Annotated in this window: 21 protein-coding genes and 1 pseudogene; 13 read left to right on the top strand and 9 right to left on the bottom strand. The window is 69.6% G+C overall.

Going from position 1 to position 24,939, the window contains the following annotated elements:
- Positions 1-6: 6 nt before the first annotated feature.
- On the top strand, positions 7-1,350 hold the full coding sequence (locus ACFW9O_RS23270; protein ID WP_384611833.1) for a class I SAM-dependent RNA methyltransferase: 1,344 nt from the start codon (positions 7-9) through the stop codon (positions 1,348-1,350).
- 163 nt (positions 1,351-1,513) lie between these two features.
- On the opposite strand, the gene ACFW9O_RS23265 is transcribed toward ACFW9O_RS23270, so the two are convergent.
- Positions 1,514-2,875, bottom strand: coding sequence for a VWA domain-containing protein (locus ACFW9O_RS23265; RefSeq protein WP_384611831.1), 1,362 nt, complete (start codon positions 2,873-2,875; stop codon positions 1,514-1,516).
- Positions 2,872-3,729 carry an AAA family ATPase gene (locus tag ACFW9O_RS23260; RefSeq protein ID WP_384611976.1) on the bottom strand — a complete coding sequence of 286 codons (858 nt, stop codon included), beginning with the start codon at positions 3,727-3,729 and terminating at the stop codon, positions 2,872-2,874. The genes ACFW9O_RS23265 and ACFW9O_RS23260 overlap by 4 nt, the downstream gene beginning before the upstream one ends.
- 299 nt (positions 3,730-4,028) lie before the next feature.
- On the opposite strand from ACFW9O_RS23260, the gene ACFW9O_RS23255 reads away from it, so the two are divergent.
- From ACFW9O_RS23255 to ACFW9O_RS23240, 4 genes and pseudogenes are all read left to right on the top strand, one after another.
- Positions 4,029-4,202 (top strand): hypothetical protein, encoded by a 174-nt coding sequence (locus ACFW9O_RS23255; RefSeq protein ID WP_384611829.1) that lies wholly within the window; start codon positions 4,029-4,031, stop codon positions 4,200-4,202.
- Between the two features lie 654 nt (positions 4,203-4,856).
- A complete protein-coding gene (locus ACFW9O_RS23250; RefSeq protein ID WP_384611828.1) occupies positions 4,857-6,281 on the top strand; it encodes a non-reducing end alpha-L-arabinofuranosidase family hydrolase in 1,425 nt (474 codons plus the stop codon).
- A gap of 793 nt (positions 6,282-7,074) precedes the next feature.
- On the top strand, positions 7,075-7,410 hold the full coding sequence (locus ACFW9O_RS23245; RefSeq protein WP_384611826.1) for a MerR family transcriptional regulator: 336 nt from the start codon (positions 7,075-7,077) through the stop codon (positions 7,408-7,410).
- A 104-nt stretch (positions 7,411-7,514) separates the two neighbouring features.
- A pseudogene (locus tag ACFW9O_RS23240) lies at positions 7,515-7,676 on the top strand (SpoIIE family protein phosphatase); the annotation flags it as partial.
- 149 nt (positions 7,677-7,825) lie between these two features.
- On the opposite strand, the gene ACFW9O_RS23235 reads toward ACFW9O_RS23240, so the two are convergent.
- Together ACFW9O_RS23235 and ACFW9O_RS23230 are read right to left on the bottom strand one after the other, a co-directional pair.
- Complete coding sequence (locus ACFW9O_RS23235) at positions 7,826-8,218, bottom strand: hypothetical protein (RefSeq protein WP_384611825.1); 393 nt, start codon at positions 8,216-8,218, stop codon at positions 7,826-7,828.
- A 194-nt stretch (positions 8,219-8,412) separates the two neighbouring features.
- On the bottom strand, positions 8,413-9,354 hold the full coding sequence (locus ACFW9O_RS23230) for an RNA polymerase sigma-70 factor (RefSeq protein ID WP_384611824.1): 942 nt from the start codon (positions 9,352-9,354) through the stop codon (positions 8,413-8,415).
- 195 nt (positions 9,355-9,549) lie between these two features.
- On the opposite strand from ACFW9O_RS23230, the gene ACFW9O_RS23225 reads away from it, so the two are divergent.
- Positions 9,550-10,035, top strand: a complete 486-nt coding sequence (locus tag ACFW9O_RS23225) for a carboxymuconolactone decarboxylase family protein (RefSeq protein WP_383178976.1) — start codon at positions 9,550-9,552, stop codon at positions 10,033-10,035.
- Between the two features lie 118 nt (positions 10,036-10,153).
- Here the strand turns inward: ACFW9O_RS23225 and ACFW9O_RS23220 are convergent, their stop codons facing one another.
- The 4 genes from ACFW9O_RS23220 to ACFW9O_RS23205 all read right to left on the bottom strand — a co-directional run bounded on the left by ACFW9O_RS23220 (position 10,154) and on the right by ACFW9O_RS23205 (position 13,986).
- Complete coding sequence (locus tag ACFW9O_RS23220; protein ID WP_384611821.1) at positions 10,154-10,783, bottom strand: flavodoxin; 630 nt, start codon at positions 10,781-10,783, stop codon at positions 10,154-10,156.
- 210 nt (positions 10,784-10,993) lie between these two features.
- The gene (locus ACFW9O_RS23215; protein ID WP_384611819.1) at positions 10,994-11,845 is read right to left on the bottom strand and encodes an aldo/keto reductase; all 852 of its coding nucleotides are present in this window, start codon (positions 11,843-11,845) and stop codon (positions 10,994-10,996) included.
- Positions 11,846-11,908: 63 nt separating this feature from the next.
- Positions 11,909-12,943: a zinc-binding dehydrogenase gene (locus tag ACFW9O_RS23210; protein WP_384611817.1), complete on the bottom strand. Its 1,035-nt coding sequence runs from the start codon at positions 12,941-12,943 to the stop codon at positions 11,909-11,911.
- A gap of 65 nt (positions 12,944-13,008) precedes the next feature.
- Positions 13,009-13,986 (bottom strand): aldo/keto reductase, encoded by a 978-nt coding sequence (locus ACFW9O_RS23205; RefSeq protein ID WP_384611816.1) that lies wholly within the window; start codon positions 13,984-13,986, stop codon positions 13,009-13,011.
- A 257-nt stretch (positions 13,987-14,243) separates the two neighbouring features.
- On the opposite strand from ACFW9O_RS23205, the gene ACFW9O_RS23200 reads away from it, so the two are divergent.
- Positions 14,244-15,149 (top strand): helix-turn-helix transcriptional regulator, encoded by a 906-nt coding sequence (locus tag ACFW9O_RS23200; protein WP_384611814.1) that lies wholly within the window; start codon positions 14,244-14,246, stop codon positions 15,147-15,149.
- A 261-nt stretch (positions 15,150-15,410) separates the two neighbouring features.
- On the opposite strand, the gene ACFW9O_RS23195 is transcribed toward ACFW9O_RS23200, so the two are convergent.
- On the bottom strand, positions 15,411-16,472 hold the full coding sequence (locus tag ACFW9O_RS23195; RefSeq protein ID WP_384611812.1) for an oxygenase MpaB family protein: 1,062 nt from the start codon (positions 16,470-16,472) through the stop codon (positions 15,411-15,413).
- A 114-nt stretch (positions 16,473-16,586) separates the two neighbouring features.
- On the opposite strand from ACFW9O_RS23195, the gene ACFW9O_RS23190 reads away from it, so the two are divergent.
- The 6 genes from ACFW9O_RS23190 (at position 16,587) to ACFW9O_RS23165 (ending at position 24,871) form a co-directional block, all read left to right on the top strand.
- Positions 16,587-17,237, top strand: coding sequence for a TetR/AcrR family transcriptional regulator (locus ACFW9O_RS23190; RefSeq protein WP_384611810.1), 651 nt, complete (start codon positions 16,587-16,589; stop codon positions 17,235-17,237).
- A gap of 208 nt (positions 17,238-17,445) precedes the next feature.
- Entirely contained in the window at positions 17,446-18,513 is a 1,068-nt protein-coding gene (locus ACFW9O_RS23185; RefSeq protein ID WP_384611809.1) for a glycoside hydrolase family 43 protein, read from the top strand.
- A 148-nt stretch (positions 18,514-18,661) separates the two neighbouring features.
- Entirely contained in the window at positions 18,662-19,723 is a 1,062-nt protein-coding gene (locus ACFW9O_RS23180) for an ATP-binding protein (protein ID WP_384611807.1), read from the top strand.
- Entirely contained in the window at positions 19,720-21,576 is a 1,857-nt protein-coding gene (locus tag ACFW9O_RS23175; protein ID WP_384611805.1) for a hypothetical protein, read from the top strand. The genes ACFW9O_RS23180 and ACFW9O_RS23175 overlap by 4 nt, the downstream gene beginning before the upstream one ends.
- A gap of 162 nt (positions 21,577-21,738) precedes the next feature.
- A complete protein-coding gene (locus ACFW9O_RS23170; RefSeq protein WP_384611803.1) occupies positions 21,739-22,155 on the top strand; it encodes a nuclear transport factor 2 family protein in 417 nt (138 codons plus the stop codon).
- A 313-nt stretch (positions 22,156-22,468) separates the two neighbouring features.
- Positions 22,469-24,871, top strand: coding sequence for a beta-galactosidase (locus ACFW9O_RS23165; RefSeq protein ID WP_384611802.1), 2,403 nt, complete (start codon positions 22,469-22,471; stop codon positions 24,869-24,871).
- Positions 24,872-24,939: the final 68 nt, after the last annotated feature.

Raw genomic sequence — 24,939 nt, 5'->3', positions numbered from 1 at the left:
CCCCTCATGCAGAACGAATCCACATCGTCGCAGGCCGGGGAGTCGCTGATCGGTCGGGAGTACGAGGTCGAGGTCGGCCCCGTGGCACACGGCGGTCACTGCATCGCCCGCACCGCCGAGGGCCAGGTCCTCTTCGTACGGCACACCCTCCCCGGTGAGAAGATCGTGGCCCGGGTCACCGACGGCGAGAGCGACTCACGCTTCCTGCGCGCCGACGCCGTACAGATCATCGAGGCGTCCAAGGACCGGGTCGAGGCCCCCTGCCCCTACGCGGGCCCCGGCAAGTGCGGCGGCTGCGACTGGCAGCACGCCAAGCCCGGCGCCCAGCGCCGCCTCAAGGGCGAGGTGATCGCCGAGCAGCTGCAGCGCCTCGCGGGCCTCACCCCCGAGGAAGCGGGCTGGGACGGCACCGTCATGCCCGCCGAGGGCGACAAGCTCCCGCCGGGCGAGGTGCCCGCATGGCGCACCCGCGTCCAGTACACGATCGACGCGGACGGCCGGGCAGGGCTGCGCAAGCACCGCTCGCACGACGTCCAGCCGATCGACCACTGCATGATCGCCGCCCCCGGGGTCTCCGAGCTGGGCATCGAGAAGCGCGACTGGCCGCAGATCGCGTCGGTCGAGGCCATCTCCGCCACCGGGTCGCACGACCGCCAGGTCATCCTGACCCCGAAGGAGGGCGGCCGGCTGCCGCTCGTGGAGCTCGACAAGCCCGTCTCGGTGCTCCGCGTCGAGGAGAAGGACGGCGGCGTCCACCGCGTCCACGGCCGCGCCTTCGTCCGCGAGCGCGCCGACGACCGTACCTACCGCGTCGGCTCCGGCGGTTTCTGGCAGGTCCACCCGCAGGCGGCCAACACCCTGGTCCGCGCGGTCATGCAGGGCCTGCTGCCCCGCAAGAACGACACCGCCCTGGACCTGTACTGCGGTGTCGGCCTCTTCGCCGGCGCGATCGGCCAGCGCATCGGCGAGAAGGGCGCGGTGCTCGGCATCGAGTCCGGCAAGCGCGCCGTCGAGGACGCCCGCCACAACCTCCAGGACCTCGACCGCGTCCGCATCGAGCACGGCAAGGTCGACCAGGTCCTCCCGCGCACCGGCATCACCGAGTGCGACCTCATCGTCCTCGACCCGCCCCGCGCCGGTGCCGGCAAGCAGGTCGTCAAGCACCTGTCGGGGCTGGGCGCACGCAAGATCGCCTACGTGGCCTGCGACCCGGCGGCACTGGCCCGGGACCTTGCGTACTTCAAGGACGGCGGCTACAAGGTCCGCACGCTGCGGGCGTTCGACCTGTTCCCGATGACGCACCACGTGGAGTGCGTCGCGATCCTGGAGCCGGTGAAGAAGGACGACTGACCCGACTCCGTCGGGGAGGCGAGGGCGCCGACGGCGGGCACTCGGCTGCGCGCACAACCGCAGAAGGTCGCCTCCGGTGCCTGGCACCCACCCAGATCGGCTTCGCCGACCTGCACCTTGCCGTGTTCGCTGCCCGTCCGTGGCCGGACAGCCGGCACGGTGATCAGATCGGCAGCAGGCGGGCGATCAGGGTGCTGAGCTGTTGGACGTTACGGCACTCGTGCATCTCGACCAGGTCGGCATAGGCGAGTGCGGCGGAGTCGCCCGTGCCCCACTGGGCACGGTGCTCGGGGTTCAACCAGTAGACACGGCGGGCCTGTCCGACGACGCGTCGCACGGCTGGAAGGTTCGGATCGCACATGTTTGTCCGGGCGTCACCGAGTACGAACACCGTCGTGCGCGAGCCGACCGCTTCTCCGTACCGCTCGGCGAACTCACCCAACGCCGTACCGTAGTCACTGCTGTCGCGCCAGCTCGTGAGTTCCGCCTCGGACCTGATGCGCGCGCTCAGCTCCTCGGGGGCGGCTGCGCCGTGCTCCATCAGCCGGGTCACCTCGTCGATCCGGTTGACGAAGGCGAATGCCCGCACCCTGCTGAACTGGTCGTGCAGCGCCTGCACCAGCAGCAGCGTGAAGTTCGAGAAGCCTGAGACCGAGCCCGACACATCGCACAGCAACACCAGTTCGGGGCGAACAGGACGCCGCTTACGCAGTACGAGCCGCATCGGAACGCCGCCTGTCGACAGCGATCCTCGCAAGGTCCGCCGCAGGTCGATGGACCCACGCGCGGCACGGCGGCGGCGTGCGGCCAGCCGGGTCGCCAGTTTGCGGGCGAGGGGCTGAACGGTCCGGCGCAACTCGGCCACCTGGGCCTGCCCGGCGCTCAGGAAATCGACCCGGTCCGCGGTCGGCGCAATCGCCCGCCGGGCGATCTCGTCAGTGCCGCGCCGCTCGGCGACCCGGCGCCGTGCCTCCGTGGCGACCTGCCGGCGGAACGCCTCGATGCGCCGACGGATCTCGTCCTCCAGCAGCCGGTCGGCGAACCCTGTCGGGCCGGTCCGTGCCCGGATGCTGTCCCGGACGCCGGCCAGGAGCGTCTGGGGCTGGAGCCGCTCGAGCGTCTGGTGCGACGACCAGCCGCCCGGCCCAGGTGAGGATCCGTATCCTCCGAATCCGTTGACCGCCTCGACGGCCAGTCGGCCGAGCATTGCCTGGTCGCCCGTGGTGAGGGCGAGCGAGAGTCGGTCACGCAGATCACCCAGGTCTGCGGGCGCGTCCGTGCTCGGCGCCCCGACACCGCCCGGAAAGTAGAGGTCGAAGACCCCGTCGAAAATCGGCCGTTGACCCGCGTTGTGCAACAGCGTCGCGGCAAGCCCCTCGCGCAGCTGTTCGCGATCGGCCAGGCCGAGCGCGGCTACCGCCTGAGCCGCGTCCACGGTCTCCCCGGTGCCGATGCGGATACCGTGCACGCGCAGTGTCCCGACGAGACCGGTCAGTCGCTCCGCGACAGCCGTCTGCGCACTCACAGGGCATCCAGATCGAGCTTGGCGGACGCCTTCACGAGGTCGTCCTGATGCTTGAGGATCACGCCGAGACTGTCGCGCACGATGGTCTCGTCGAGCGTGTCCGCTCCGAGCGCGAGGAGTGTGCGCGCCCAGTCGATGGTCTCGGCGACCGACGGCACCTTCCGCAGGTCCATCTCTCGCAGCGCGCCGACCACCCGCACCACGGACTCGGTCAGCGCCTCTCCGAGGCCCGGTACCTTCAGCCTCACGATGTGCCGCTCCAACTCCTGGTCCGGGAAGCCGATGTGGAGGAAGAGGCAACGGCGGCGCAGCGCTTCGGACAGCTCACGGGTCGCGTTCGAGGTGAGGACGACGAACGGGCGTCGTGCGGCGGTGATCGTGCCCAGTTCGGGGACGGTGATCTGGAAGTCGCTGAGCACTTCGAGCAGCAGCCCCTCCACCTCGACGTCGGCTTTGTCCGTCTCGTCGATCAGGAGCACCTTCGGGTCGTCGCCGCGGATGGCTGTCAGCAACGGACGCGGCAGCAGGAACTCCTCGCTGAAGATGTCCGTGCGCGTCTCGTCCCAGGTCTTGTCGCGGCCCGAGCTGATGCACAGGAGCTGCTTGGCGTGGTTCCACTCGTACAACGCCCGTGACTCGTCGACGCCTTCGTAGCACTGCAGCCGGACAAGCCGCGCGCCCGCGACCTGAGCGACGGCTTTGGCGAGTTCCGTCTTGCCGACCCCGGCGGGGCCCTCTACCAGGAGCGGCTTGCCGAGGCGGTCGGCAAGGAAGACGGTTGTGGCGACCGCCGGAGATGCCAGGTAGCCGGTCTCGGCGAGGCGCGCAGAGACGTCGTCAACGGATGTGAACAGCAACGGGATCTCCAGCTCGGTGGGCGCACGTTCGGGACGTACTATCTAAGCGCTTGCTCAGGGGCGTGTCACGTGAATGTACTGAACGGCACCGTCGGGCGAATGTGGAGCCGTGCCCCGGAAACCGCAGAGTGAGCGCCAACGAACGCTTCTGCCGGGACCACAATGAAGTGTGTGGGCATCACTGCGGCGGAGCTGCTGGAGAGCGCGGCCGTCGGAGGGTTCGCGGCGCTGCTGTGGTGCCTGATCTTCGCTCCGGGGCCAGGGGCGGATGAGTGAGCGCCTATGAAGGGACCGACATGAGTGTCGGAGAGAAGGCCAAGGCCAAGACCGAGCGGGCTGTCGGGAAGGTCGTCAGGAAGGTGGCGCACGCGGTGGGTAACGAGACCACGGCAGCCAAGGGAGCCGCACTGGAGGCCCGGGGTAAGGCCCGGGACGTCAAGGAGAGGTCGAAGGACAGCTTCAAGCGCTGACCGCGCCGTGGTCGGAGGCGGTGCGAGGCTCGAGTGGCTTCGTGCGTCCGGCGGTGCGCGGCAGGGCTCGGTGCCGCAACGGTTGCCCCCAGAACGCATCCGTCGCACCGGCCCGCTCCTGTGAGCGACTCAAGGCGAGGGGTGGGCATCGGGGTTGTCGGCGTGGGTTCGAAATTTCGGACTTCATTCGGAAAACCGAGGTGCCGCGCATCCGGGAAGGGTGGTCGGTCATGTCAAGATCTTTCCCGAAATCGGCCCTATTCCGCAGCTGAAGAGCTGTCCTTCCGTGTAGTCCGGCCATCTGATCAGTCAGGCCTGCATGTTTGGCCCACAAGGTCCTGCGAATCTTTCGGCACTGCTCGCGAATCATGCGAGAAGTATTGACGCAATTCAGCGGTTCCCTATTATTCAGGTTGCTCGACACTTCGACCCTTGTTCGAAATTACGAACACGTGGAAGTTCCACCGGGCGCAGCGGAGTGCCTGCGAGTCGCGCCCACCGAAATGTCGAGCCGAGGAGGAGTGCGCCGCGCAGGTGTATGTCATGGCCATGCCTAATTGCGCATGGTCGCGCGCCGACCGCACCACAACGACAGTCCGGACAGCCTCTGACGGGGTCGGCCGGAACCGCTTACTCGAGGTTTGGGAAGTCCCCATGCGCAGTGGAAAATTCAGCCGCAGGCATCTGTCTGTGGTTCTCGCCGCCGCGGTCGCGGTCCTGGTCACGTTGGCGGCGATGCTCGTCGCCAACCCGGCCCAGGCGGCAACCAGTGGCGCCTTGCGCGGTGTCGGTTCGGGCCGGTGCCTCGATGTGTCGGGTGCCGTCCAGACCGACGGCACGTCCCTGCAGATCTACGACTGCTGGAACGGAACCAACCAGCAGTGGACGTTCACGGACGCCAACCAGCTGACCGTGTACGGCAACAAGTGCCTGGACGTTCCGGGCCACGCCACCACGGCCGGTACCCGGGTGCAGATCTGGAGCTGTTCCGGCGGTGCGAACCAGCAGTGGCGGGTGAACTCCGACGGTACGGTCGTCGGCGTGGAGTCCGGACTGTGCCTGGAGGCCGCGGACGCCGGAACGGCCAACGGCACGGCGGTGCAGCTGTGGACGTGCAACGGCGGCGGCAATCAGAAGTGGACCGGTCTGACCGGAACCCCGCCGACGGGCGGCACGTGCGCTCTTCCGTCTACGTACCGGTGGACGTCGACGGGTGTTCTGGCGCAGCCGGCGAACGGGTGGGCCGCGCTGAAGGACTTCACCAGCGTGATGTACAACGGCAAGCACCTGGTCTACGCGTCGAACGTGTCAGGATCGTCGTACGGCTCGATGAGGTTCGCTCCCTTCACGAACTGGTCGGACATGGCTTCGGCGGGCCAGGCCGGGATGAGCCAGGCCGCAGTTGCGCCCACGCTGTTCTATTTCGCGCCGAAGAACATCTGGGTGCTGGCGTACCAGTGGGGTGCGTCGGCCTTCGTCTACCGCACCTCCGGCGACCCCACCGATCCCAACGGCTGGTCCTCGCCGCAGCCGCTTTTCACCGGCAGCATCTCCGGCTCCGATACCGGACCGATCGATCAGACCCTGATCGCCGACGGTCAGAACATGTACCTGTTCTTCGCCGGTGACAACGGCAAGATCTACCGGGCGAGCATGCCGCTCGGGAACTTCCCGGGCAGCTTCGGCTCGTCGTACACGACGATCATGAGCGACACGAAGGCCAACCTCTTCGAGGGCGTACAGGTCTACAAGGTCCAGGGCGAGAATCAGTACCTCATGATCGTCGAGGCGATGGGCGCGAACGGGCGCTACTTCCGCTCCTTCACGGCCTCCAGCCTGAACGAGTCATGGACCCCGCAGGCCGCCGGCGAGAGCAACCCCTTCGCGGGCAAGGCCAACAGTGGTGCCACCTGGACCAACGACATCAGCCACGGTGATCTGGTCCGCAACAACCCCGACCAGACCATGACCATCGACCCCTGCAACCTGCAGCTCCTCTACCAGGGCAAGTCCCCCACCGCGGGCGGACCCTACGACCAGCTGCCCTGGCGGCCGGGCGTCCTTACCCTGCAGCGCTGACCCGCCTGATCCGCGGTGAGCGCGATGTGGTGCGGTCCGCAGGCGCGTAGGCGAGCGTTCTGCGGCGTGGGCAACTCCACCACCTGACCGGTACTCATCGCATGGAGGAACCCCATCCGCGCGTCGGATGGGGTTCCTCTTTTGAGCGCAGGCGCACTCGGCGAACGGCCGGCGCGCACCCCATGGCCGAGGTCGACTATCTCGTTGCCCAGCGCATGGAAATCTATGGTGGCGGTAGTAGACATTGGGTGGTGGGGTGGTTATGGTTTCTCACGTAGTCGAGATCGAGCAAGGCCCGGCAGGCATGAACTGCCAGGCAGTGGTACGCAGTTGCAGTCGCACGACGGTGCGGTGGTGGAGTTCCGAAGCCAGGGCTGTTGCAGGACGGCGACGGGACTGACGACCGGACCGGGCGGCCCGCGGGACCAGGGGCTGCCATGAGAAGGGCCGCAGTTCATGCGGCAGCGGTCCAGTAGGTGCAGCTCGCAGTACCAGTAGTACGCAGGTCTTGCTCGGTAAGCAGTTCATCCAGAGGGAAAGAACGGAGGAGCCCCGCGCCATCAGGATCGCCCGGGCGGACATCGTTGGGCCCGGGTACCGCAGGACATCGATAGTGAGGTGGTCTCCGGTCAAGCAACCGCGATCCCCGCGTCCCCGACAGCGTTCAGGTCGGGTCTGCGGAAACAGAGGGCCGGCGCAGTATCTGGGCCGGTGGATGGTGTAGAAGTTCCTTCGGGGCCTTGGTGCCAGTACGGCACCAAGGCCCCTCAACGCGTTCCGCAGAGAGGTGCAAATGACAGTAAATGACTCGTTCGGTCGTCTCGATGACGACGACTACCCCGCCTACACCATGGGCCGGGCCGCTGAGATGCTCGGCACCACCCAGGGATTCCTCCGCGCCATCGGAGAGGCCCGACTGATCACCCCGCTCCGCTCCGCGGGCGGCCACCGCCGCTACTCCCGCTATCAGCTGCGCATCGCCGCGCGAGCCCGGGAACTTGTCGATCAGGGCACCCCCATCGAGGCAGCCTGCCGCATCGTCATCCTTGAAGACCAGCTCGAAGAAGCCCAGCGCATCAATGCCGAATACCGCCGGGCCGCGGGGCCGTCCGTTCCGCCCACGCCCTGAGACGGTGCACCCCAGTTCTTTCCGAAACGTTGTGCTCCGGATGGATTAATAGCTGCGACGGCGAGATGAGGGTTTGACGTGCCACGGCGGGAGCATTTTTCCCACGCGCCGACCGCACCGCGCACTACCTGCCCACCCCCGGCGGCATGCTCACCGGTGCCCTGCCCCGGCTCCTGCCCGGCGACACCCTGCTTCTCTGCACCGACGGCCTGACCGAACCCCGCATCGGGCCCGGGCGTGAGCTCTACGGCGATGACGCCCTGCGCACCTCCACGCCCTCCGCGCAGGACATCCTCCGGCTGTGACGGAACGTCACTGATGCCGGGCCTACCCGGGTTTGACGATGGGCGGAGCGGTGCCGCGGAGGTTCCCGGCACCGGCGGCGCCGGGAACGTTCAGCCCGTGGTGCGAGGGTTCACTTGAGGCGTTCGAGGCACAGGGTGAAGTCCCGGCCCGCGCCGCCCTGGGTGTAGCGCTGGTACTGACTGTCGCAGGTACCGTCCGTGCCGGAGGTACGGCCGGTGACCTTGAACTGGGCTTCGGGCGTGCCGCAGTCCACGATCTCGAACTCGGGATCGCCGACGGATATCACCGCGGTGGCCGACGCGTTGCCCGCGTGCAGGCAGTCACCCGCGTCGGCGGTCGCCGCGCCGCCGAACCAGGTCGTGTACCCGCCGTACACGACGACGCCGGCCACGACGACGGTGACGACTCCCCTGAGGACGCGTTTGACGCTCGAGCCGCGGGCGGGGACCGGCGCGGCGGGTTGTCTGTACGGGTTCTGACCGGGCGGCGGCGGAGTGGTCATCAAGTTCCCCTGAGGTGTCGTGGGCCATGTCGATCGGCGGCAGAAAATACCACCATTGACCGACGCCGGGACCCGCCCGTGACCACCGGGCCGCTGATCCGGTTCCGGGCGGGCGGCGTTGAACACGGCCGAGAGCAAGAATGTGTTCCAGGCTGCCCTGTTGGCGCTGGTTGCCGTCGAAGACGAAGCGGGTCTCAGCGGCCCACCGCGGTTTCCCGATTGACGCGTGACAGCTTCTCGGGGTTGCGGACGGCGTAGAGGCTGATGATCCGACCGTCCTCGATGCGTACGGCCAGGACGCTGTCGATCTCGTCGCCGAGGCAGAGGAGCAAGGCCGGATGGCCGTTGACCTGCGTCGGTCGCAGCGCCCTGCGGCTGTCTCCCGGCCCGAGGGCGATCCGGCCCAGAACCTCGGCCACCGCGTCGGCGCCGACGACAGGCTCCAGCGCGGCCGGCACGATTCCGCCACCGTCGGTCAGCAGGACGACATCGGGCGCGATCATGTCGAGGAGGCGCCGTAGATCGCCCGTTTCGAGCGCCTGCCGGAACGCGGTGAGCACGTCGCGGGTCTCCGTCGGGGACACGACGGCGCGGGGCCTGCGCGCCGCGACGTGGGCCCGTGCACGGTGGGCGATCTGCCGGACTGCAGCGGGCGTCTTGTCGACAGCCTGCGCGATCTCGTCGTACCCGAGATCGAAGACGTCGCGCAGCACGAAAACGGCCCGCTCGGTCGGCGCGAGCGTCTCCAGCACGAGCAGCATCGCCATGGAGACGCTGTCGGCCAGCTCGATGTCGTCGGCGACATCGGGAGCTGTCAGCAGAGGTTCGGGCAGCCAGGGGCCGACGTAGGACTCCTTGCGCCGGCGCAGCACGCGCAGCCGGGTCAGCGCCTGGCGTGTGGTGATGCGGACCAGGAAGGCGCGAGGGTCGCGGACCGTGTCCTGGTCGACGCCCGCCCAGCGCAGCCAGGTCTCCTGGAGGACGTCCTCGGCGTCGGCCGCGGAACCGAGCATCTCGTAGGCAACGGTGAACAGCAGGTTGCGATGGGCGACGAACGCCTCGGTGGCGGGGTCCGTACCCCCGACGTGAGGGCTGTGCCCGCTCACGCCGGCAGCCGGCTCGGTGCGCTCGTCCATCGTTGGCTCCCACCTGTCGCGTCCAGTCCCTCCCGCACAAGTCGCCGTTCCTCACGTACTTGTGACACAGAAACGTGGTGGCCTGCGTCACATCGCCGTGTTGTCACAGCACCGGGCCGATCGGCGACTCATGGGCATCAGGACGCTGCCCGGCCGATCCGGGCGGCACACGATTCCACGAGCGAGGACGTTGTGATGGAACCCCGTATGAACCTGTTCGAGAACGAGACCGGTGCCAGGATCGGCAAGCGGATCTTCGCCGTGAGCCAGGTGATCCAGGAGTCGCCGCTGCCCAAGTCCACCCAGGAGCTGGTGCAGCTGCGCGCCAGCCAGATCAACGGCTGCGGCTTCTGCGTCGACATCCACGGCAAGGACGCCGCAGCCGCAGGTGAGACCGCGGCCCGGCTGAACCTGGTAGCCACCTGGCGTCACTCCACCGTGTTCACCGAGGCCGAGCGGGCCGCGCTGGCCCTCACGGAGGAGGGCACCCGCATCATCGACGGCTACGAAGGCGTTTCCGACGAGACCTGGGCCCAGGTCCGCAAGCACTACGACGAGGACCGGACCGTCGCGCTGGTCGCCCTGATCGCCATGATCAACGCGACCAATCGGCTCGGCGTCATGCTCAACAACCAGGGCGGCGCCTACGAACCCGGCGATCTCGCCGCCATCGCCGGCTGATCAGTGTCGATGCCGCCGGGCCGACCCACGATCGTCCGATCCGGGTCGGCCCAGCGGCGAGGCCACCCACCCCGCCCCCGTACGACGACCGGCGGCACTCCGCCGAGTTCGACCCGCCTCAGTCCTTCGGCAGGCCCACGCGCCGCAGCCAGGACTCGACGGCGGCGCCGGCCTTCCGGACCTCCTCGCCGCGCACCGCGAGTCCTTCACCGATGGTCGCCCCGGAGCAGAAGTCCGCGTAGTCGCGCTCCGTGGTGCCGAGACCGCTCATCGCGTACGTCGTGACAGGGAGGACGGTCTTCCCGCTGAAGTCGAACGCATCGGTGAACGTCGACATGATCATGGGGGCGCGAACGTTCCATATGGGACTCGCCAGCAGCACCGTGCCGTACTGGTCGATCGAGTCCGGGAATCCGGCGATCGCGGGGCGGGCATCGCCCTCCTGCTCGCGGATGTTGCGCGCGACGGTCTCTTCGTAGTCGTCGGGGTAGGGGTCGACGGCCTTGATGCGGTGCACGTCGCACCCGGTGCGCTCGCTGATCATCCGGGCGAGGACCTCGGTGTTGCCCGTCCTGAGGTCGGTGCGCCCGCCGTAGTAGTAGTTCTCGCCCGGCCGCGAGAAGTAGGCCAGCAGCACCCGCTGTCCCGGCGTGACGGACGGGGCAGGCCGCCCGGTGGTCTTCGTGGCCGCAGGTGCGCTCCCTTCGCCCGGTGGCGGGGAACAGCCGCTGATCCGGGCTCCGGTCATGACGGTCACTCCTGCCAGAAGTGCGCCGCGAAGCAGCGCACGGCGTCGTGCTCCGGCCGACGGGCCTGTTCGTATGTCGGTGATCTTCTGCTTCTGGGACAAGGGGCCCCCTGGGGCCGTGGGACGGGCCGCCGATGGTGGCGGAACGGAGGGGGATGGCCGGGGCCGCCGTGTCGGGCGGAAGCCCCGGCCACCTTGGGCGGTTCGCGGTCAGTCGGTCAGTCGCCGCTTGCCCAGCTGTCCTGCGACGGCCGGGTCCCGGTGGTCGAAGAACAGGGAACTGCCGGTGTCCAGGCCGGCGATGGAGGCCATCTGGTCGTCGGAGAGCTCGAAGTCGAAGACATCGAAGTTCTCGGCCATGCGGTCCGCGCGAACGGACTTGGGGATGGTCACGATGCCGCGCTGGACCAGCCAGCGGAGCACGACCTGGGCCACGGACTTGTCGTGCGCCCTGCCGATGTCGCTGAGGACCGGGTTCGTGAAGAGACTGTTCCTGCCTTCGGCGAATCCGCCCCAGGACTGGATCTGAACGCCGTGCTCGCGCATGACGTCCTGGTCGGCGGTGCGCTGGAAGAAGGGGTGGGTCTCGATCTGGTTGACCGCGGGCGTCACGTCGTTGTTGCTGAGGAGGTCGACGAGGCGGTCGGGGTAGAAGTTGGCGACGCCGATCGCCTTCGCACGGCCCGCGTGGTGCAGCTTCTCCATGGCCCGCCACTGCCCGTACACGTCGCCGAAGGGCTGGTGCATCAGGTACAGGTCGAGATGGTCGAGGCCGAGCTTGCGCAGCGACGTTTCGAAGGCGCGCTCTGCGTTGTCCTGCGCGGGCGCGTCCTGGATCCACAACTTGGTGGTGACGAACAGGTCCTCGCGCGGGATGCCGCTCTTCCTGATCGCGCGGCCGACGGCTTCCTCGTTGCCGTACGCGGCGGCGGTGTCGAGCAGCCGGTAGCCGGCGGTGAGGGCGTCGGTGACGGTCCGCTCGGTGTCCTCCGGCGGGATCTGGAAGACGCCGAAGCCGAGGATCGGCATCTCGACGCCGGTGTTCAGGGTGACGGTCTGCACGGGGTCTCCTTGATGCGATGCGATGCGATGCGGTGTGGGCCTGCACGCCCGGGGCGTGACGGGTCAGAAGGTGATGAGGGCCTTGAGGACACGCCGGTCGGCCATGTCCTGGTAGGCGGCGGGGACTTCGTCCAGGGAGATGGTCCGGTCGAAGACGCGGCCCGGCTGGATGGTGCCGTCGAGCACGGCAGGCATCAGATGCTCGATGTAGGCGCGGGCCGGGGAGACGCCGCCGGTGAGGGTGATGTTCCGCATGATCATGGAGGCCCCGATGGGGCCTTCCTCGTACTGCGGCATGCCCAGACGGCTGATCGTGCCGCCGTCGGTGACGGCGGCGAGGGCGGTGTCCAGGCCCTGGCGGGCGCCGACGGCCTCGATGACCCTGCCGACGCCGTTCCCCGCGGTCAGCTCGCGTACACGGGCGACGCCTTCCTCCCCGCGCTCGGCGACCACGTCGGTCGCCCCGAAGTCGCGGCCCAGGTCGGTGCGGTCGGTGTGCCGGCCCATGAGGATGATCCGCTCCGCGCCCAGGCGCTTGGCGGCGATCACCGCGCACAGGCCGACCGCGCCGTCCCCGATCACGAGGACGGAGTCGCCGTCGGACACGCCTGCGGTGACGGCGCCGTGGTGTCCCGTGCCCATGACGTCGGACAGGGCGAGCAGGGAGTGCAGCAGCGGTGAGTCCTCGCCGACCGGGAGCCTGACCAGGGTGCCGTCGGCGTACGGGACGCGGACGGCCTCGCCCTGGCCCCCGTCCACGCCGTCGATGCCGTACCGGCCACCGTGCCGGCACGAGGAGTGCAGCCCCCTCGCGCAGTAGTCGCACGTGTTGTCGCAGTAGGTGAACGGGGTGACGACCAGGTCACCGGCCTTGATCCCGGTGACGTCGGAACCCGTCTCCTCGACGACGCCGAGGAACTCGTGGCCCATCGGGCGGCCGGTGTCCGTCACGGGCATGGATCTGTAGGGCCACAGGTCGCTGCCGCACACGCACGACAGGACGGTGCGCACCACGGCATCGGTGGGCCGGTGGACCTGTGGGTCCGGCCGGTCCTCGATCCGGACGTCGCCGGCTCCGTACATCACTGCTGCGCGCATGGGGTGGTGCTCCTGGTGGAAGAGGTTCGGTCGTCATGGGAGAAGCCGGGCACGTACGGCGCGGGTCAGCGCTCGAGCATCTGCCGCTGAGCGTCGGTATGGGTGTCACCTGCGGCGGGCGGCAGACTGCCGAGCTTGTCGAGCTGTTCGGCGGTCAGCTCGACGCCGTCCGCGGCGGTGTTCTCCTCGACCCGGGTCACGCGCTTGGTACCGGGGATCGGGGCGATGTCCTCACCCTGGGCGAGCAGCCAGGCCAGGGCCACCTGCGCCGGTGTGGCGCCGACCTCGGCCGCGATGGCCTTGACCTCGTCGGCCAGTCGCAGGTTGTGCTGGAAGTTCTCGCCGGTGAAGCGCGGGTTGTCGCGGCGGAAGTCGGTGGCGTCGAACTGGTCGGCGGAGCGGATCGTGCCGGTGAGGAACCCGCGGCCGAGCGGGGAGAACGGCACCAGGCCGATGTTCAGCTCGCGCAGCACCGGCAGCACCCGCTCCTCCACGCCCCGGGTCCACAGGGAGTACTCCGACTGGACGGCCGTGACCGGTTGGACTGCGTGGGCGCGGCGGATGGTGTCGGGGCCGGCCTCGGACAGGCCGAACGCGCGGACCTTTCCCTCGGTGATCAGCTCGCCCACCGCGCCGGCCGTCTCCTCGACGGGAGTGTTCGGGTCGACCCGGTGCTGGTAGCAGAGGTCGATGTGATCGGTGCCGAGACGCCGGAGCGAGCCCTCGACAGCGGTGCGAATGTTGGCCGGGCTGCTGTCCAGGTTCCACGCACCGTCACCGGCATGGGAGACGAGACCGAACTTCGTCGCCAGAACGACCTCGTCGCGACGGCCCTTCAAGGCCCGGCCCAGAAGCTCCTCATTGGTGTACGGGCCGTAGATCTCCGCAGTGTCGATGAGGCTGACACCGAGCTCCAGCGCGCGATGCACGGTGCGCACGGACTCCGCCTCGTCCGTTCCGGACCCGGTGTAGCCGTGCGACATCCCCATCGCACCGAGACCGATCCTCGACACCTCCAGATCACGCAGCTTGATGGTTTTCATGACTATTTCTCCCTTTTGTTTGTTTCCTCGTTCAGTCTGCTCCGTGGCAGCGCGGCTTCTCCGCATACACGCGGGCGCCGGGACGGAGCCGAAGGACGCCGTCGGACCGGCGGAAGGTGCGAGTGGGCACGTCATCCACAGTGCCGCTCCAGGCGTCGAACAGGCAGGCCGGGTTCTGCCGGGGAGCGGCCAGCGGGGGTGTGACAGGGCCCCTCTCGCGCATGCCCTCCCGGTGGCGGCGGGGCGACACTGGCACCATGGCACCCGAGCACACGAGCGGCGACGAACTGGCGCGATTCCTGCACGCCCGTCGCACCCAGACCAGTCCCGGCAGCGTCGGCCTCACCCCCGGGCCCGGAGTGCGCCGCACGCCTGGACTGCGCCGCGAGGAGCTGGCCACGATCGCCGGGATCAGCATCGACTACTACACCCGCATCGAACGCGGCAAGGAGACCCGGCCCAGCTCCGCGGTGATCGACGCCCTGGCCCGCGCCCTCCGCCTCGACGACGACGAGCACCACCACCTGCGTGAGCTCGCCGCACGCGCGGCCCAGCACGCGTCCGAGCCGCCGCTCCCACCGAGCCGGACGGTCCGCCCGCACCTGAAGCTGTTGCTGGAGACGATGCGGCCGAATCCGGCCTACATCGTCAGCCGGAGCATGGACCTGCTCGCCTGGAACACCGGCGGCCTGGCCCTGTACGCGGGAATGGCCGACTGGCCCGCCAACCAGCGGAACCTGGCCCGCTACCTCTTCCTCCACCCCACCGCGCGCGAGTTGTTCCCCGACTGGGACACGCAGGTCCGCGGCTGCGTAGCCCGCCTCCGCGCCGAGGCCGGTATGAACCCCGACGCCCCCGACCTGGTCACTTTGGTCGGCGAGCTCCTGCTCAAGAGCCCCGACTTCGCCAGGCTGTGGGAACGCTACGAGGTCGTGGGCCGGAAGAAGATCCAGAAGACCTTCCACCATCCTCAGGTCGGTGTGATCACCCTCAGCGGGCAGAGCATGCACATCGAAGGCACACCGGGCCAACGCTTCGGTGTCTACACGGCCGAACCCGGCTCACCCGATCACGACTCGATGCTCCTCCTCGACATGACCTCGCCCCAGCCCGCCGGGAGTTCGCACACGCAGGACGAGCAGCACCCGCCCACACGGCCCTGACCGGTTCCCGTCGCCGAATCGGCGTCCGGCGCCGACCGGCGGTGCGGGGCGGCCGTCGTACCCGGTACCCGGCGGCGGCACCCGGCTCCACGAACCCGGTGGAGCGGGACCGTCCGGCGGGCAACCGCTGATCCGGCCTGCCTGACGCGACGGCCGGACATCCCGGTGGGTCCGGCCGTCGCGCGCAGGTCCGCAGGCTGCCCGGGAAGCCGCTCGTCCAGCCGTGAGCGGCGCCGAAGGCGTGGGGCTTCCGGGGCCGGATCAGGCGAGGCGGCCGAGGATGTCCTGGGACTCGACGAGTCCCTCGTCGCTGGGCTCCTTGCCTTCACCGAAGCGCCGTGCGGCCTGGCGGGCACGCAGGTCGAGATGCGCCTCGGCGGGCTTGGCGTAGCCGTGGCGGGCGCGGGCTTCGGCGGGGGTGAGCACCTCGTCGGTGCGCGGGGGAATGCCGAGCTTGACCGGTGCGACGACAGGGACGGTGGAGGGGGAGAGCTTCTCCAGGATCGTCAGCTCGGCACGGGGGCTGAGATGCAGGAGGGCGAAGCCGGCCTTCACGACGGGCACGATCAGGACGTCGGTCAGTCGCGACTGCCGGATGCCGGCCATCTGGCGCATCCAGCGGGGCAGTGTGGCGATGGTGGCTGCCCGGATCGCCCTGGCCGCCACCAGGGCGCCGGGCTTCTCCCACCAGGGCATCCCCGGAAGGAGGACGAGTTCTGTCCTGAGCAGGTGGTGCATGGCCTGCTTGGCGATCGGGCTGGCGGACATCTTCGGGCGCATCCGCTCGAAGTACGCGCGGACACCGGCACGGTCGCGTGGGATGTCACCGGGCGGGCAGGTCTGGAACTCCGCGGCCACGGCACAGGATTCCCAGTACTCCTTCTCCTCGTCCGCGGAGAGCTTGCCCGGCCCGTACTTCTCGTAGGCGTAGAGGATCGAGTGCCAGCCCGTGAGCTGGATCCACAGCTGGGAGTCGGGGTCGTTGGCGTCGTAGGTGCCGCCGCCGTAGGGCAGTGTCCCGATCGCCTTGGAGTGGACCTTGACCAGGATGTCCGCCGCTTTGCACACGTCCCGTGAGCCCGCGAAAGCCACCATCGAGAAGTAGCGCAGGGTCCGGTCGTAGCGGGTGCGGGGACGGCGGTAGATGTCCTGGGTCCCGTGCACGGCCGCCACCAGGGGCGGGTCGAGTTCCTCCACCACGACAGCCCGCTGCAGAGCGACGGTCGGCGCCGTGGGATAACCCCAGACCTTCCACACCACCGAACCGGGGCCGAAGAACCCGTAGTCCTCGTGCGGCTCGACCGTACTGTGCCGTGTCGGCATGCTGCGCCTCCTCATGTCCGTGCTGCGTACGCCTGATGGCTGTCCCGGGTCTGCCCGACCGTATTTACGACACTGCCGTCGTAAATTAAGACACGGATGCCGTAAGATGCCAAGGTGTCGACCACGAGCAGTCCGAAGGCCAGACCGCGCAAACGTCGCCCCTACGCCCCGCGGGTACCGATCGAGGAGCGCCGTGAGCAGCTGCTCGACGCGGCGCTCGCCGTGATCGTGGACGCGGGCCACGACCGGGTGTCCATTGACGCCGTGGCGAAGCAGGCCGATGTCGCGCGGGCCGTGGTCTACAGCGCCTTCGGTGATCTGGGCACACTGCTCAGTGCGTTGCTCGACCGGCAGCAGGCGCGCGCCTTCGGCCGTCTGCTCGCCGTCTTTCCCCAGGGGGACGGTCTGCGCGATCCGGCCGGGTTCGTCGCGGAGTCGGTGCGCCGCGGGGTGGAGATGCTCTCCGAGGACCCCGACACCTGGCGGCTCATCCTGCTGACCCCGTCGGCCATGCCCTCCGTGGTCCATGAGCGGATCGAGGCGGACAGGGAGCGGGTGCGGCAGCGGGTGGCCGAGTGGATCACCCGGCTCGGGGCCGCGCGCGAAGACGTCCCTGCCCTCGACCCCGAGATCATGGCTCATGCGCTGGTCGCCTGTGCGGAACACTTCTGCCGCATCGAACTCACCGACCCCGGCAGGTTCGCCCCGGAACGTCTGGCCGGGCAGATCCGGGCGGCCCTCGGCGCGCTGTGGCCGCCCGGTTGATCCATGGCCGGAGGCCGTTCGGGCTGAAGCCGTTGTGCCTGGCGGGTCCGTCCGGGGGTGTCGGGTGAAACGAAAGCGGTACGCCCGCCCACTGCTCAATGCGTTGACATGTACCGGACTAATCAGGATGCTGTGAGAGCGCTCTTCCATCGATGTAAACCCCCCGCCGGCCCGGCGTCGCAGCGGCGGCCAACCTTGGAACGGGACCATGAAGCTCTCTCGACTTCTCTCCGGCGCCGCCGCCGTCGTGCTCTCCGGCGTCCTCGCGGCCGTCATGTCCCTGTCGTCCGCCCAGCCCGCTCAGGCCGAACAGACCATCAGGGCCGCGGATCCGAGTGTGATCCGGGTCGGCAGCACCTACATATCGGCGCAGTCCACCGGTGGGGGCATCGCCGTGCGTCAGGCGTCGTCGACGGCCGCGCTGGCCTCGGCGCCCGCACGGCAGGTGTGGTCGGACACGGCAGGCCGCGGTGAGGTCTGGGCTCCGGAGATCGTCACCGACGGCGGCCGCTACTACATCTACTTCTCGGCCGGCCGCGGATCCGCCCACCGGATGTACGTCATCAGCTCGGCCGGCCCGGACAGCGGATACACCGGGGAGAGCCAACTGGCCCTGCCGGACAACAAGTGGGCCATCGACGGGACCCTGTTCACCTTCGGTGGGCAGCGCTGGTTCGTGTGGTCCGGCTGGGCCGGCGACACCAACGTCGAGCAGAACCTCTACATCGCGCGGATGAGCGGTCCCACCACGCCGACCGGAGCGCGGTACGTCATCTCGCAGCCTCGGGAGAGCTGGGAACGGGTGGTCGGAAACCCGTTCATCAACGAGAGCCCCGAGGCCATCAAGGACCCGAACGGGCAGTTGCACATCGTGTACTCCGCCAACGGCAGTTGGAGCGACCAGTACTGTCTGGCCGACCTGCGGCTGCGGGCCGGCGGCGACCCGACGTACGTCTGGGACTGGTACAAGTCGAACGGCTGCCTGTTCGGCTCCAACCGCGCGACGATGATGTCCGGTTGGGACCCGACGCTGTACGTCAACGGCCCCGGCCACCACAGCTTCGTCCTGCTCAACGGCGACATCAACACCAGCCCGCCCGCCGGCCCGAGGTTCCCCCTGATGTTCCATGCGGTACCGAAGGGGACGCCGTACACGTGGGAGAACCGGTACTGGTACACCGGGACGTTCGCCTGGTGGGGCAACACGACCTACAGCCGTGCCAATGTCCCCGGTCCGACGGCCGACACCGGCTGGAGCCTCAAGTTCTTCGAGTAGGGCGGAGGGCGGCCGGCGCGGTGCTCGGGCGGGCCTCCCCGCAGGGGCCCTTCCCGCACCGGCCGGCCCGATATTCGGCTGCGGAGCTCCGTGGGGCCTCCCATACTGAGCGGGCTCGAACTCCCAAGCCCCGAAGGAACATTCCCGCGTGCAGGCCGCCGTCACCGTCACTCCCGCCCAGATTCCCGAACTGCTGCTCGGGCTCGCCACCGTGCGGCCCGTGTTCCTCTGGGGAGCCCCCGGGATCGGGAAGTCGTCGCTCGTGCGGAGGTTCGCCGAGTCGCTGGGACTGGAGTGCGTCAGTCTCCTTGGGACGCAGCTCGCGCCCGAGGACCTGATCGGTGTGCCGCAGATCCGCGACGGGCGTTCCGTGTTCTGCCCGCCGGAGATCATCGCGCGCGACGAGCCGTACTGCCTCTTCCTCGACGAGCTCAACGCCGCCACCCCCGATGTCCAGAAGGCCTTCTACTCGCTGATCCTGGACCGGCGGATCGGCTCGTACGAGCTGCCCGCCGGCTCGATCGTCATCGGGGCCGGCAACCGCGCCACGGACAACGCGCTGGCGAGGCCCATCGCGTCCGCGCTGGTGAACCGCCTCACCCACGTCCATCTGCGGGCATCGGGAGCGGACTGGCTGGTGTGGGCGGGGGAGAACGGCATCCACCCGTGGGTGACGGACTACCTCGTCGACCGCCCCGACCACCTGTGGTCGCAGCCGCCCAAGACCGAGGAGCCGTTCTCCACGCCGCGCTCCTGGCACATGCTCTCGGACGCCCTGCACTCCTTCGGGCCGGACGTCGACGAGCAGACGCTGAAGGTGATCGTGCACGGCACGCTGACGCCCGCGCATGCCGTCTCGTTCTGCGGCTACGCGAAGATCGTGCGCCACACCTTCGGCATCGAGGCGATCCTCAAGGGCGACGCCTCCTGGCCCGCCCGGCTCGAGGACCGTGACCTCCTCTACTACCTGGCCGAGGCGTTCCGCGGACGGCTGGTGAAGGAGCTGCCGCGCCAGAAGGAGCACGTCTCGGCTTCCATGCGGCAGGTCTCCTACCGGGCCAAGTCGCTGCTCGTGCAGCTGGCCGAGATCTCGGTCGAGGTCGCGCAGACCGTCATCGCGGACGACGCCGACGGCCTGCCGGTGCTGCCCGCCTGGTTTCTCATCGACGCGGCGCGCGACATGCCCAGACTGGTCGAGGCCCGGCGATGAAGGCCGTGTCGCGCGGGGCCAAGGGCGGCGGCGGGAAGAACGGCAAGGGCGGGAAGAACGGCAAGGGCGGCACCTCCGACCCGGCCGCCGAGGCGTTCGCGGCTGGGCTCGCGACGGTCAAGCGGAACCCTGCCTTCGCCGCTGTCGACGCTTCCGTCTGCAGACAGGACAAGTGCGCCCTGACCCCGGCCGGGGGACTGGCCGCCGTCACCTCCAACGGCACCATCCACGTTCACCCCGCCAAGCGGGCGGATCCCGCCGAATGGGCCTGGGCCCTGGCCCACTGCCTGCTGCACCTGGGCTTCGGGCACGTACCGGCCGCCGCGGACGACCCGCGCGAGCAGCCCGACCGGTTCGACCTCGCGGCTCGCTGCACGGTCGTCAACCGCTTTCTGCTCACCTTCCCGGTCGGCCGTCCCCCCGTACACCTGCCGGAGTCCTTCCCCGGCGGTGACGAGGCAGAACTCGCCGCCCGCTGGCGCCGCGACGGCATCCCCGCCGCCCACGAGCTCTGCGGCACCGCGGGCGGACACCCGGACCAGGTCCTCACGACGTGGCCGGCATGGAACAGCACCTCTGTCCCGGACTGGGAGACGGCCTTCGCACACGCCCTCACCCGGAGCGTCTCCACCGCCATGGACGTGGCGGGCGGACGCGTCGACCGGGTCACAGGAGAGCGCGCACCGCAGCACCCCTGGAGCCGGGCCATGAACTGGTTCGTCTCCTCGTACCCGCTGCTCGGCGGACTCGCCGCCGGCCTCACCGTCGTGGCCGACGCCGAACTCGCCCGCACGCAGGGCATATCGATCGCCGCGGTGAGCTCTGCCGCGGGTGAGATCTACATCAACCCGCTGCGTACGTTCACCGATGAGGAATGGCGCTTCATCATCGCCCACGAGATGCTGCACGCCGCGCTGCGCCACGGCGAACGTCGCGGTGGCCGCGACCCGTTCCTCTTCAACGTCGCGGCCGACTACGTCGTCAACGACTGGCTCGTCCAGATGCGCGTCGGCGACATGCCCGAGGGGCTGCTGTACGACCCGGGCCTGCGGGACCTGTCCGCCGAGGAGGTGTACGACCGCATCGCGGTCGACCTGCGTCGGCAGCGGCGGCTCGCGACCCTGCGCGGCAAGGGCGCCGGCGACATCCTCGGCGAGCCACTGCCGCACGCGGGGGCCCGCCCGTACACCGACCTGGACGAGTTCTACCGGCGCGGCCTGGTACAGGGTTTCGATCTGCACCAGTACGGTGAGCGCGGCCTGTTGCCGGCCGGGCTGATCCAGGAGATCCGGGCGCTGGCACACCCGCCCGTACCGTGGGACGCGCGGCTCGCCCGCTGGTTCGACGAGTACGTCCCCCGCCCGGAAGCCGTACGCTCCTACGCGCGCCCGGCGCGGCGCCAGGCCTCCACACCTGACATCCCGCGCGCGGGCCGCTACTTCCCGCCCCAGGAGACGGCCCGCTGCACGTTCGGAGTCGTTCTCGACACCTCCGGCTCGATGAACAGCGCCCTGCTCGGCAAGGCGCTCGGTGCCATCGCCTCGTACGCGGAGGCCCGCGACGTACCCGCGGCGCGTGTGGTGTTCTGCGACGCGGCACCGTACGACGCCGGATATCTGCCACCGGCCGAGATCGCGGGCAGGGTCCGGGTGCGCGGCCGTGGCGGAACCCAACTGCAGCCCGGCATAGACCTGTTGCAGAGGGCCGACGACTTCCCGTCGGCGGCCCCGGTACTCGTCATCACCGACGGATGGTGCGACACCCTGCGGATCCGCCGTGAGCACGCCTTCCTGATCCCGCAGGGCGCCTCCCTGCCGTTCACGCCGCGCGGCCCGGTGTTCCGGCTGAGCTGAGGGTGCGGCGTCCCCACGTGACGTCACGGATGTCCGGCACCGACCGGCCCCGGCCGCCGCAGTGGCTTCGTCACGCCGCGTCCGTGCGGGCGTCGGTGCGGGGCGTCGGTGCTTACCTCCGACGTAATCGACGCTCCGTCACCGCCCCGGCAGACTGGTCCCATGACGCACACCACCGCGGATGTCACCCGCGCCACCGTGGAGAAGTTCCTCGCCCTCCGGCTCGCCGGGGACACCGAGGGGCTGACCGCCCTCTTCGCCGACCACGTCGACTGGCTGCTCGCCGAGAACCCCGCAGTCCCCTGGATCAGGCCCCGTTCCACCGCGGCTGAATGTGCCTCCCAGGGTGCGGAGTTGGCGGAGTACACCGTGCCGGAGGATGCCCGCGCGTCTGTCGACGCCTTTCTCGTCGACGGCGCCGACGCCGTTCTGATGGGTCACCTCTCAGGAACCGTCCGCGCGACGGGCAAGTCCTTCGCGGGCCCCTTCGCGCTGCATCTCACCGTCGAGGGCGGCCGGGTCACCCGGCATCATCTGTACGAGAACAGCCTGTCGATCGCGGAGGCGTGTGCTCCCTGAAGATGCCTGGTGGTGCGGCATCCCGAGGAGGCGATCGGGCAGGTCGGCATGGGTTTCCCGCGGCTCAACGCCAGCTGCCGCGGCGGGGGTTACCGCCTTCGGCGGATGTCCCTCCTCGTTCCGTCTGTGCCCGCGCGGGCTTCTTGACGCGATGGAAGTTACCGGTAACATCGAGCCTGCTCCTTTCCGTGACGGGCTGACGGGCTGACGGGCACGGCAGGCCCGCCCGTGGAAGGCCGCACGGGGAACATGAGTCACCTCCGGCGTCGCTCCCTGCGAACCATGCCCCCGACCAGGGATCGGAGATCTCCTGATGCGAAACCACCTGCGACTGCCGCCCCCTGCCCCCGCCCCGTTGTCGGGCCACCTGCCCTTCGGTGACGCGACGGAGGCCACCGACCCCATCGAGGTGACCAGCAGGTACCTCACCCGCGGCGGCCGCCCCTGGTTCCCCGTGTCCGGCGAGTTCCACTACACCCGCTGCCCCGCACGGCACTGGGAGGAGGAACTCCTCAAGATGAAGGCCGGCGGGATCACCGTCGTCGCCACCTACGTGATCTGGATCCACCACGAGGAGACCGAGGGCCGTATCCGGTTCGACGGAGACCGCGACCTACGGCGTTTCGCCGAGCTGTGCGCTCGCCACGACCTCGGCCTCATCCCCCGTATCGGGCCCTGGTGCCACGCCGAAGTACGCAACGGTGGGCTGCCCGACTGGATGCTCGCCCGGGACTGCGCACCACGCACCGACGACCCCGCCTATCTGGAGCCCGTGCAGCGGTGGTTCGCGGCCGTCGGGGAGCAACTGCGGGGAATGGACCGGGCCCACGGCGGTCCTGTCGTCGCCATCCAGATCGAGAACGAGCTCTACGACCGGCCCGGCCACCTGCTCACGCTCAAGCGGCTCGCCCAGCACAGCGGCCTCAGCGCACCGCTGTGGACAGCCACCGCCTGGGGCGGCGTACAGCTTCCCCCGGACGAACTGCTGCCCCTGTACGGCGGTTACCCCGAGACCTTCTGGACCGATGCGGACGGTGGCTGGCCCGACACCTGCCGCAAGCACTTCTTCTTCACCCACCAGCGGGACGACGAAGGCATCGGCGCCGACCTGCGGCCCACGACCGTACGGGGCGGGGCGGGTGCGCCCACCGACCGGTTCCCCTGGGCCACCTGCGAACTCGGCGGCGGCATGGCCCACTCCTACCACCGGCGGCCGCGGGTCGACGCCGCCGATGTCGCCGCACTCGGACTCACGAAGATCGGATGCGGTTCGGCCTGGCAGGGCTACTACATGTTCCACGGCGGCACGAACCCGACGGGCGAACTCACCACCCTGCAGGAATCACACGCCACCGGTTATCCGAACGACCTGCCGGTCCTCAGCTACGACTTCCAGGCTCCGCTCGGCGAGTACGGCCAGTACAGGCCCTCGTACCACGAGCTGCGCCTCCAGCACCTGCTGCTCGAGGACTTCGGGCACCGCATCGCGCCCATGGCCTCCGCCCTGCCCGGCGAGCAGCCCACCGGGCAGGACGACCGTTCCACCTTGCGCTGGGCGGTGCGCTGCGACGCCGGGGCGGGATTTCTGTTCGTCAACAACCATCAACCGTACGAACCGCTGCGCTCCCACCCCGAGACCACGTTCGGCGTCGACTGGCCCGACGGCACCGAACTCTCGCTTCCCAGCACGCCGGCGACCATCCCCTCCGGCGCCTTCTTCTGCTGGCCGCTCCGCATGCGGGTGGCCGGGGCGCGGCTGGAGTGGGCGACCGCACAGCCCGTGTGCCGGGTCGAGGCCGACGGGCAGACCGTCCTCGTACTCGCCGCCGTCGACGGCATCGACCCCGAACTCGCCCTGGACGCCTCCACGGTCTCGTCGGTGAGGACGCCGAGCGGCGACATCACCCGGGTCGACGGACGCATCCTGATCACCGGTCTGGCAGCCGGGACCGACGCCCTCGTGGAGATCGACACCGCCGACGGAGGCCGCGTCGCCCTGCTGGTACTGGACGCGACCACGGCCCGGAGTGTCTACCGCGGCCGCGCCTGGGACGCCCGACGCCTCGTGCTGTGTTACGAAGGGGTGGTCTTCGACCACGAAGAGGTCCGCATCCACAGCGCCGCCGGGGAACCGTCCTTCGCGGTGCTCCCGGCCCCGCAGGTACCGCTGAAGGTGACCGGCGCCCAGGTGCGCACGGAGCCCGACGGAGTCTTCACCCGCTACCGCCTGACCCCGGCCCCGGAGCAGTCGGCGGCCCCGGTGGCCCTTGCCGTCCGGCTCACCAGGCCCGCAGGCCCCGCTCCCGCGCCGAAGACCAACGCCCTGGGCAGGGCGAGCGCTCCGGCCGACGAGGACTTCGACACCTCGGCCGCCGAATACCGCCTCGACATCCCGGACGACGTCCTCGACCGGCCCGACGGAGTTCTCCTGCACATCGACTGGACGGGAAACGTGGCACGCGCGTACACGGGTGACACGCTCGTGGCCGATCAGTTCCAGGCCGGACAGCCCTGGGAGATCGGCCTGGACCGGTTGGACGCGACAGCGGTACGCACCCACGGGATCACGCTGCGGCTGCTTTCCCTGCACGAGGAGGAACGCGGAGTGCACCTCCCGCCCGCCGCGGAGCCTGCCCCTGAACGGGATCACCGAGAGGCCCTGGTCATCGGTGCCACGCTGAACACGACGCGGAGTTGGGCGGTCCGGCCGGGCTGAGCCGGGTGGGCACCGGTCCGGCCGTCCGGCATATCCTGCTTTCCGGCCGGACGGCCGTGCCCGATCAC

Source organism: Streptomyces sp. NPDC059499 (assembly GCF_042749285.1).
GTDB lineage: Bacteria > Actinomycetota > Actinomycetes > Streptomycetales > Streptomycetaceae > Streptomyces.
Note: the sequence above shows the minus strand (reverse complement) of the source record. Positions and strands in the feature narration are given on the sequence as shown.

Coding starts and splice junctions, on each gene's coding strand:
- ACFW9O_RS23270 (WP_384611833.1), top strand. CDS start 7: ATGCAGAACGAATCCACATCGTCGCAGGCCGGGGAGTCGCTGATCGGT.
- ACFW9O_RS23255 (WP_384611829.1), top strand. CDS start 4,029: ATGAGTGTCGGAGAGAAGGCCAAGGCCAAGACCGAGCGGGCTGTCGGG.
- ACFW9O_RS23250 (WP_384611828.1), top strand. CDS start 4,857: ATGCGCAGTGGAAAATTCAGCCGCAGGCATCTGTCTGTGGTTCTCGCC.
- ACFW9O_RS23245 (WP_384611826.1), top strand. CDS start 7,075: ATGACAGTAAATGACTCGTTCGGTCGTCTCGATGACGACGACTACCCC.
- ACFW9O_RS23235 (WP_384611825.1), bottom strand. CDS start 8,218: ATGACCACTCCGCCGCCGCCCGGTCAGAACCCGTACAGACAACCCGCC.
- ACFW9O_RS23230 (WP_384611824.1), bottom strand. CDS start 9,354: ATGGACGAGCGCACCGAGCCGGCTGCCGGCGTGAGCGGGCACAGCCCT.
- ACFW9O_RS23225 (WP_383178976.1), top strand. CDS start 9,550: ATGGAACCCCGTATGAACCTGTTCGAGAACGAGACCGGTGCCAGGATC.
- ACFW9O_RS23220 (WP_384611821.1), bottom strand. CDS start 10,783: ATGACCGGAGCCCGGATCAGCGGCTGTTCCCCGCCACCGGGCGAAGGG.
- ACFW9O_RS23210 (WP_384611817.1), bottom strand. CDS start 12,943: ATGCGCGCAGCAGTGATGTACGGAGCCGGCGACGTCCGGATCGAGGAC.
- ACFW9O_RS23205 (WP_384611816.1), bottom strand. CDS start 13,986: ATGAAAACCATCAAGCTGCGTGATCTGGAGGTGTCGAGGATCGGTCTC.
- ACFW9O_RS23200 (WP_384611814.1), top strand. CDS start 14,244: ATGGCACCCGAGCACACGAGCGGCGACGAACTGGCGCGATTCCTGCAC.
- ACFW9O_RS23195 (WP_384611812.1), bottom strand. CDS start 16,472: ATGCCGACACGGCACAGTACGGTCGAGCCGCACGAGGACTACGGGTTC.
- ACFW9O_RS23185 (WP_384611809.1), top strand. CDS start 17,446: ATGAAGCTCTCTCGACTTCTCTCCGGCGCCGCCGCCGTCGTGCTCTCC.
- ACFW9O_RS23175 (WP_384611805.1), top strand. CDS start 19,720: ATGAAGGCCGTGTCGCGCGGGGCCAAGGGCGGCGGCGGGAAGAACGGC.
- ACFW9O_RS23170 (WP_384611803.1), top strand. CDS start 21,739: ATGACGCACACCACCGCGGATGTCACCCGCGCCACCGTGGAGAAGTTC.
- ACFW9O_RS23165 (WP_384611802.1), top strand. CDS start 22,469: ATGCGAAACCACCTGCGACTGCCGCCCCCTGCCCCCGCCCCGTTGTCG.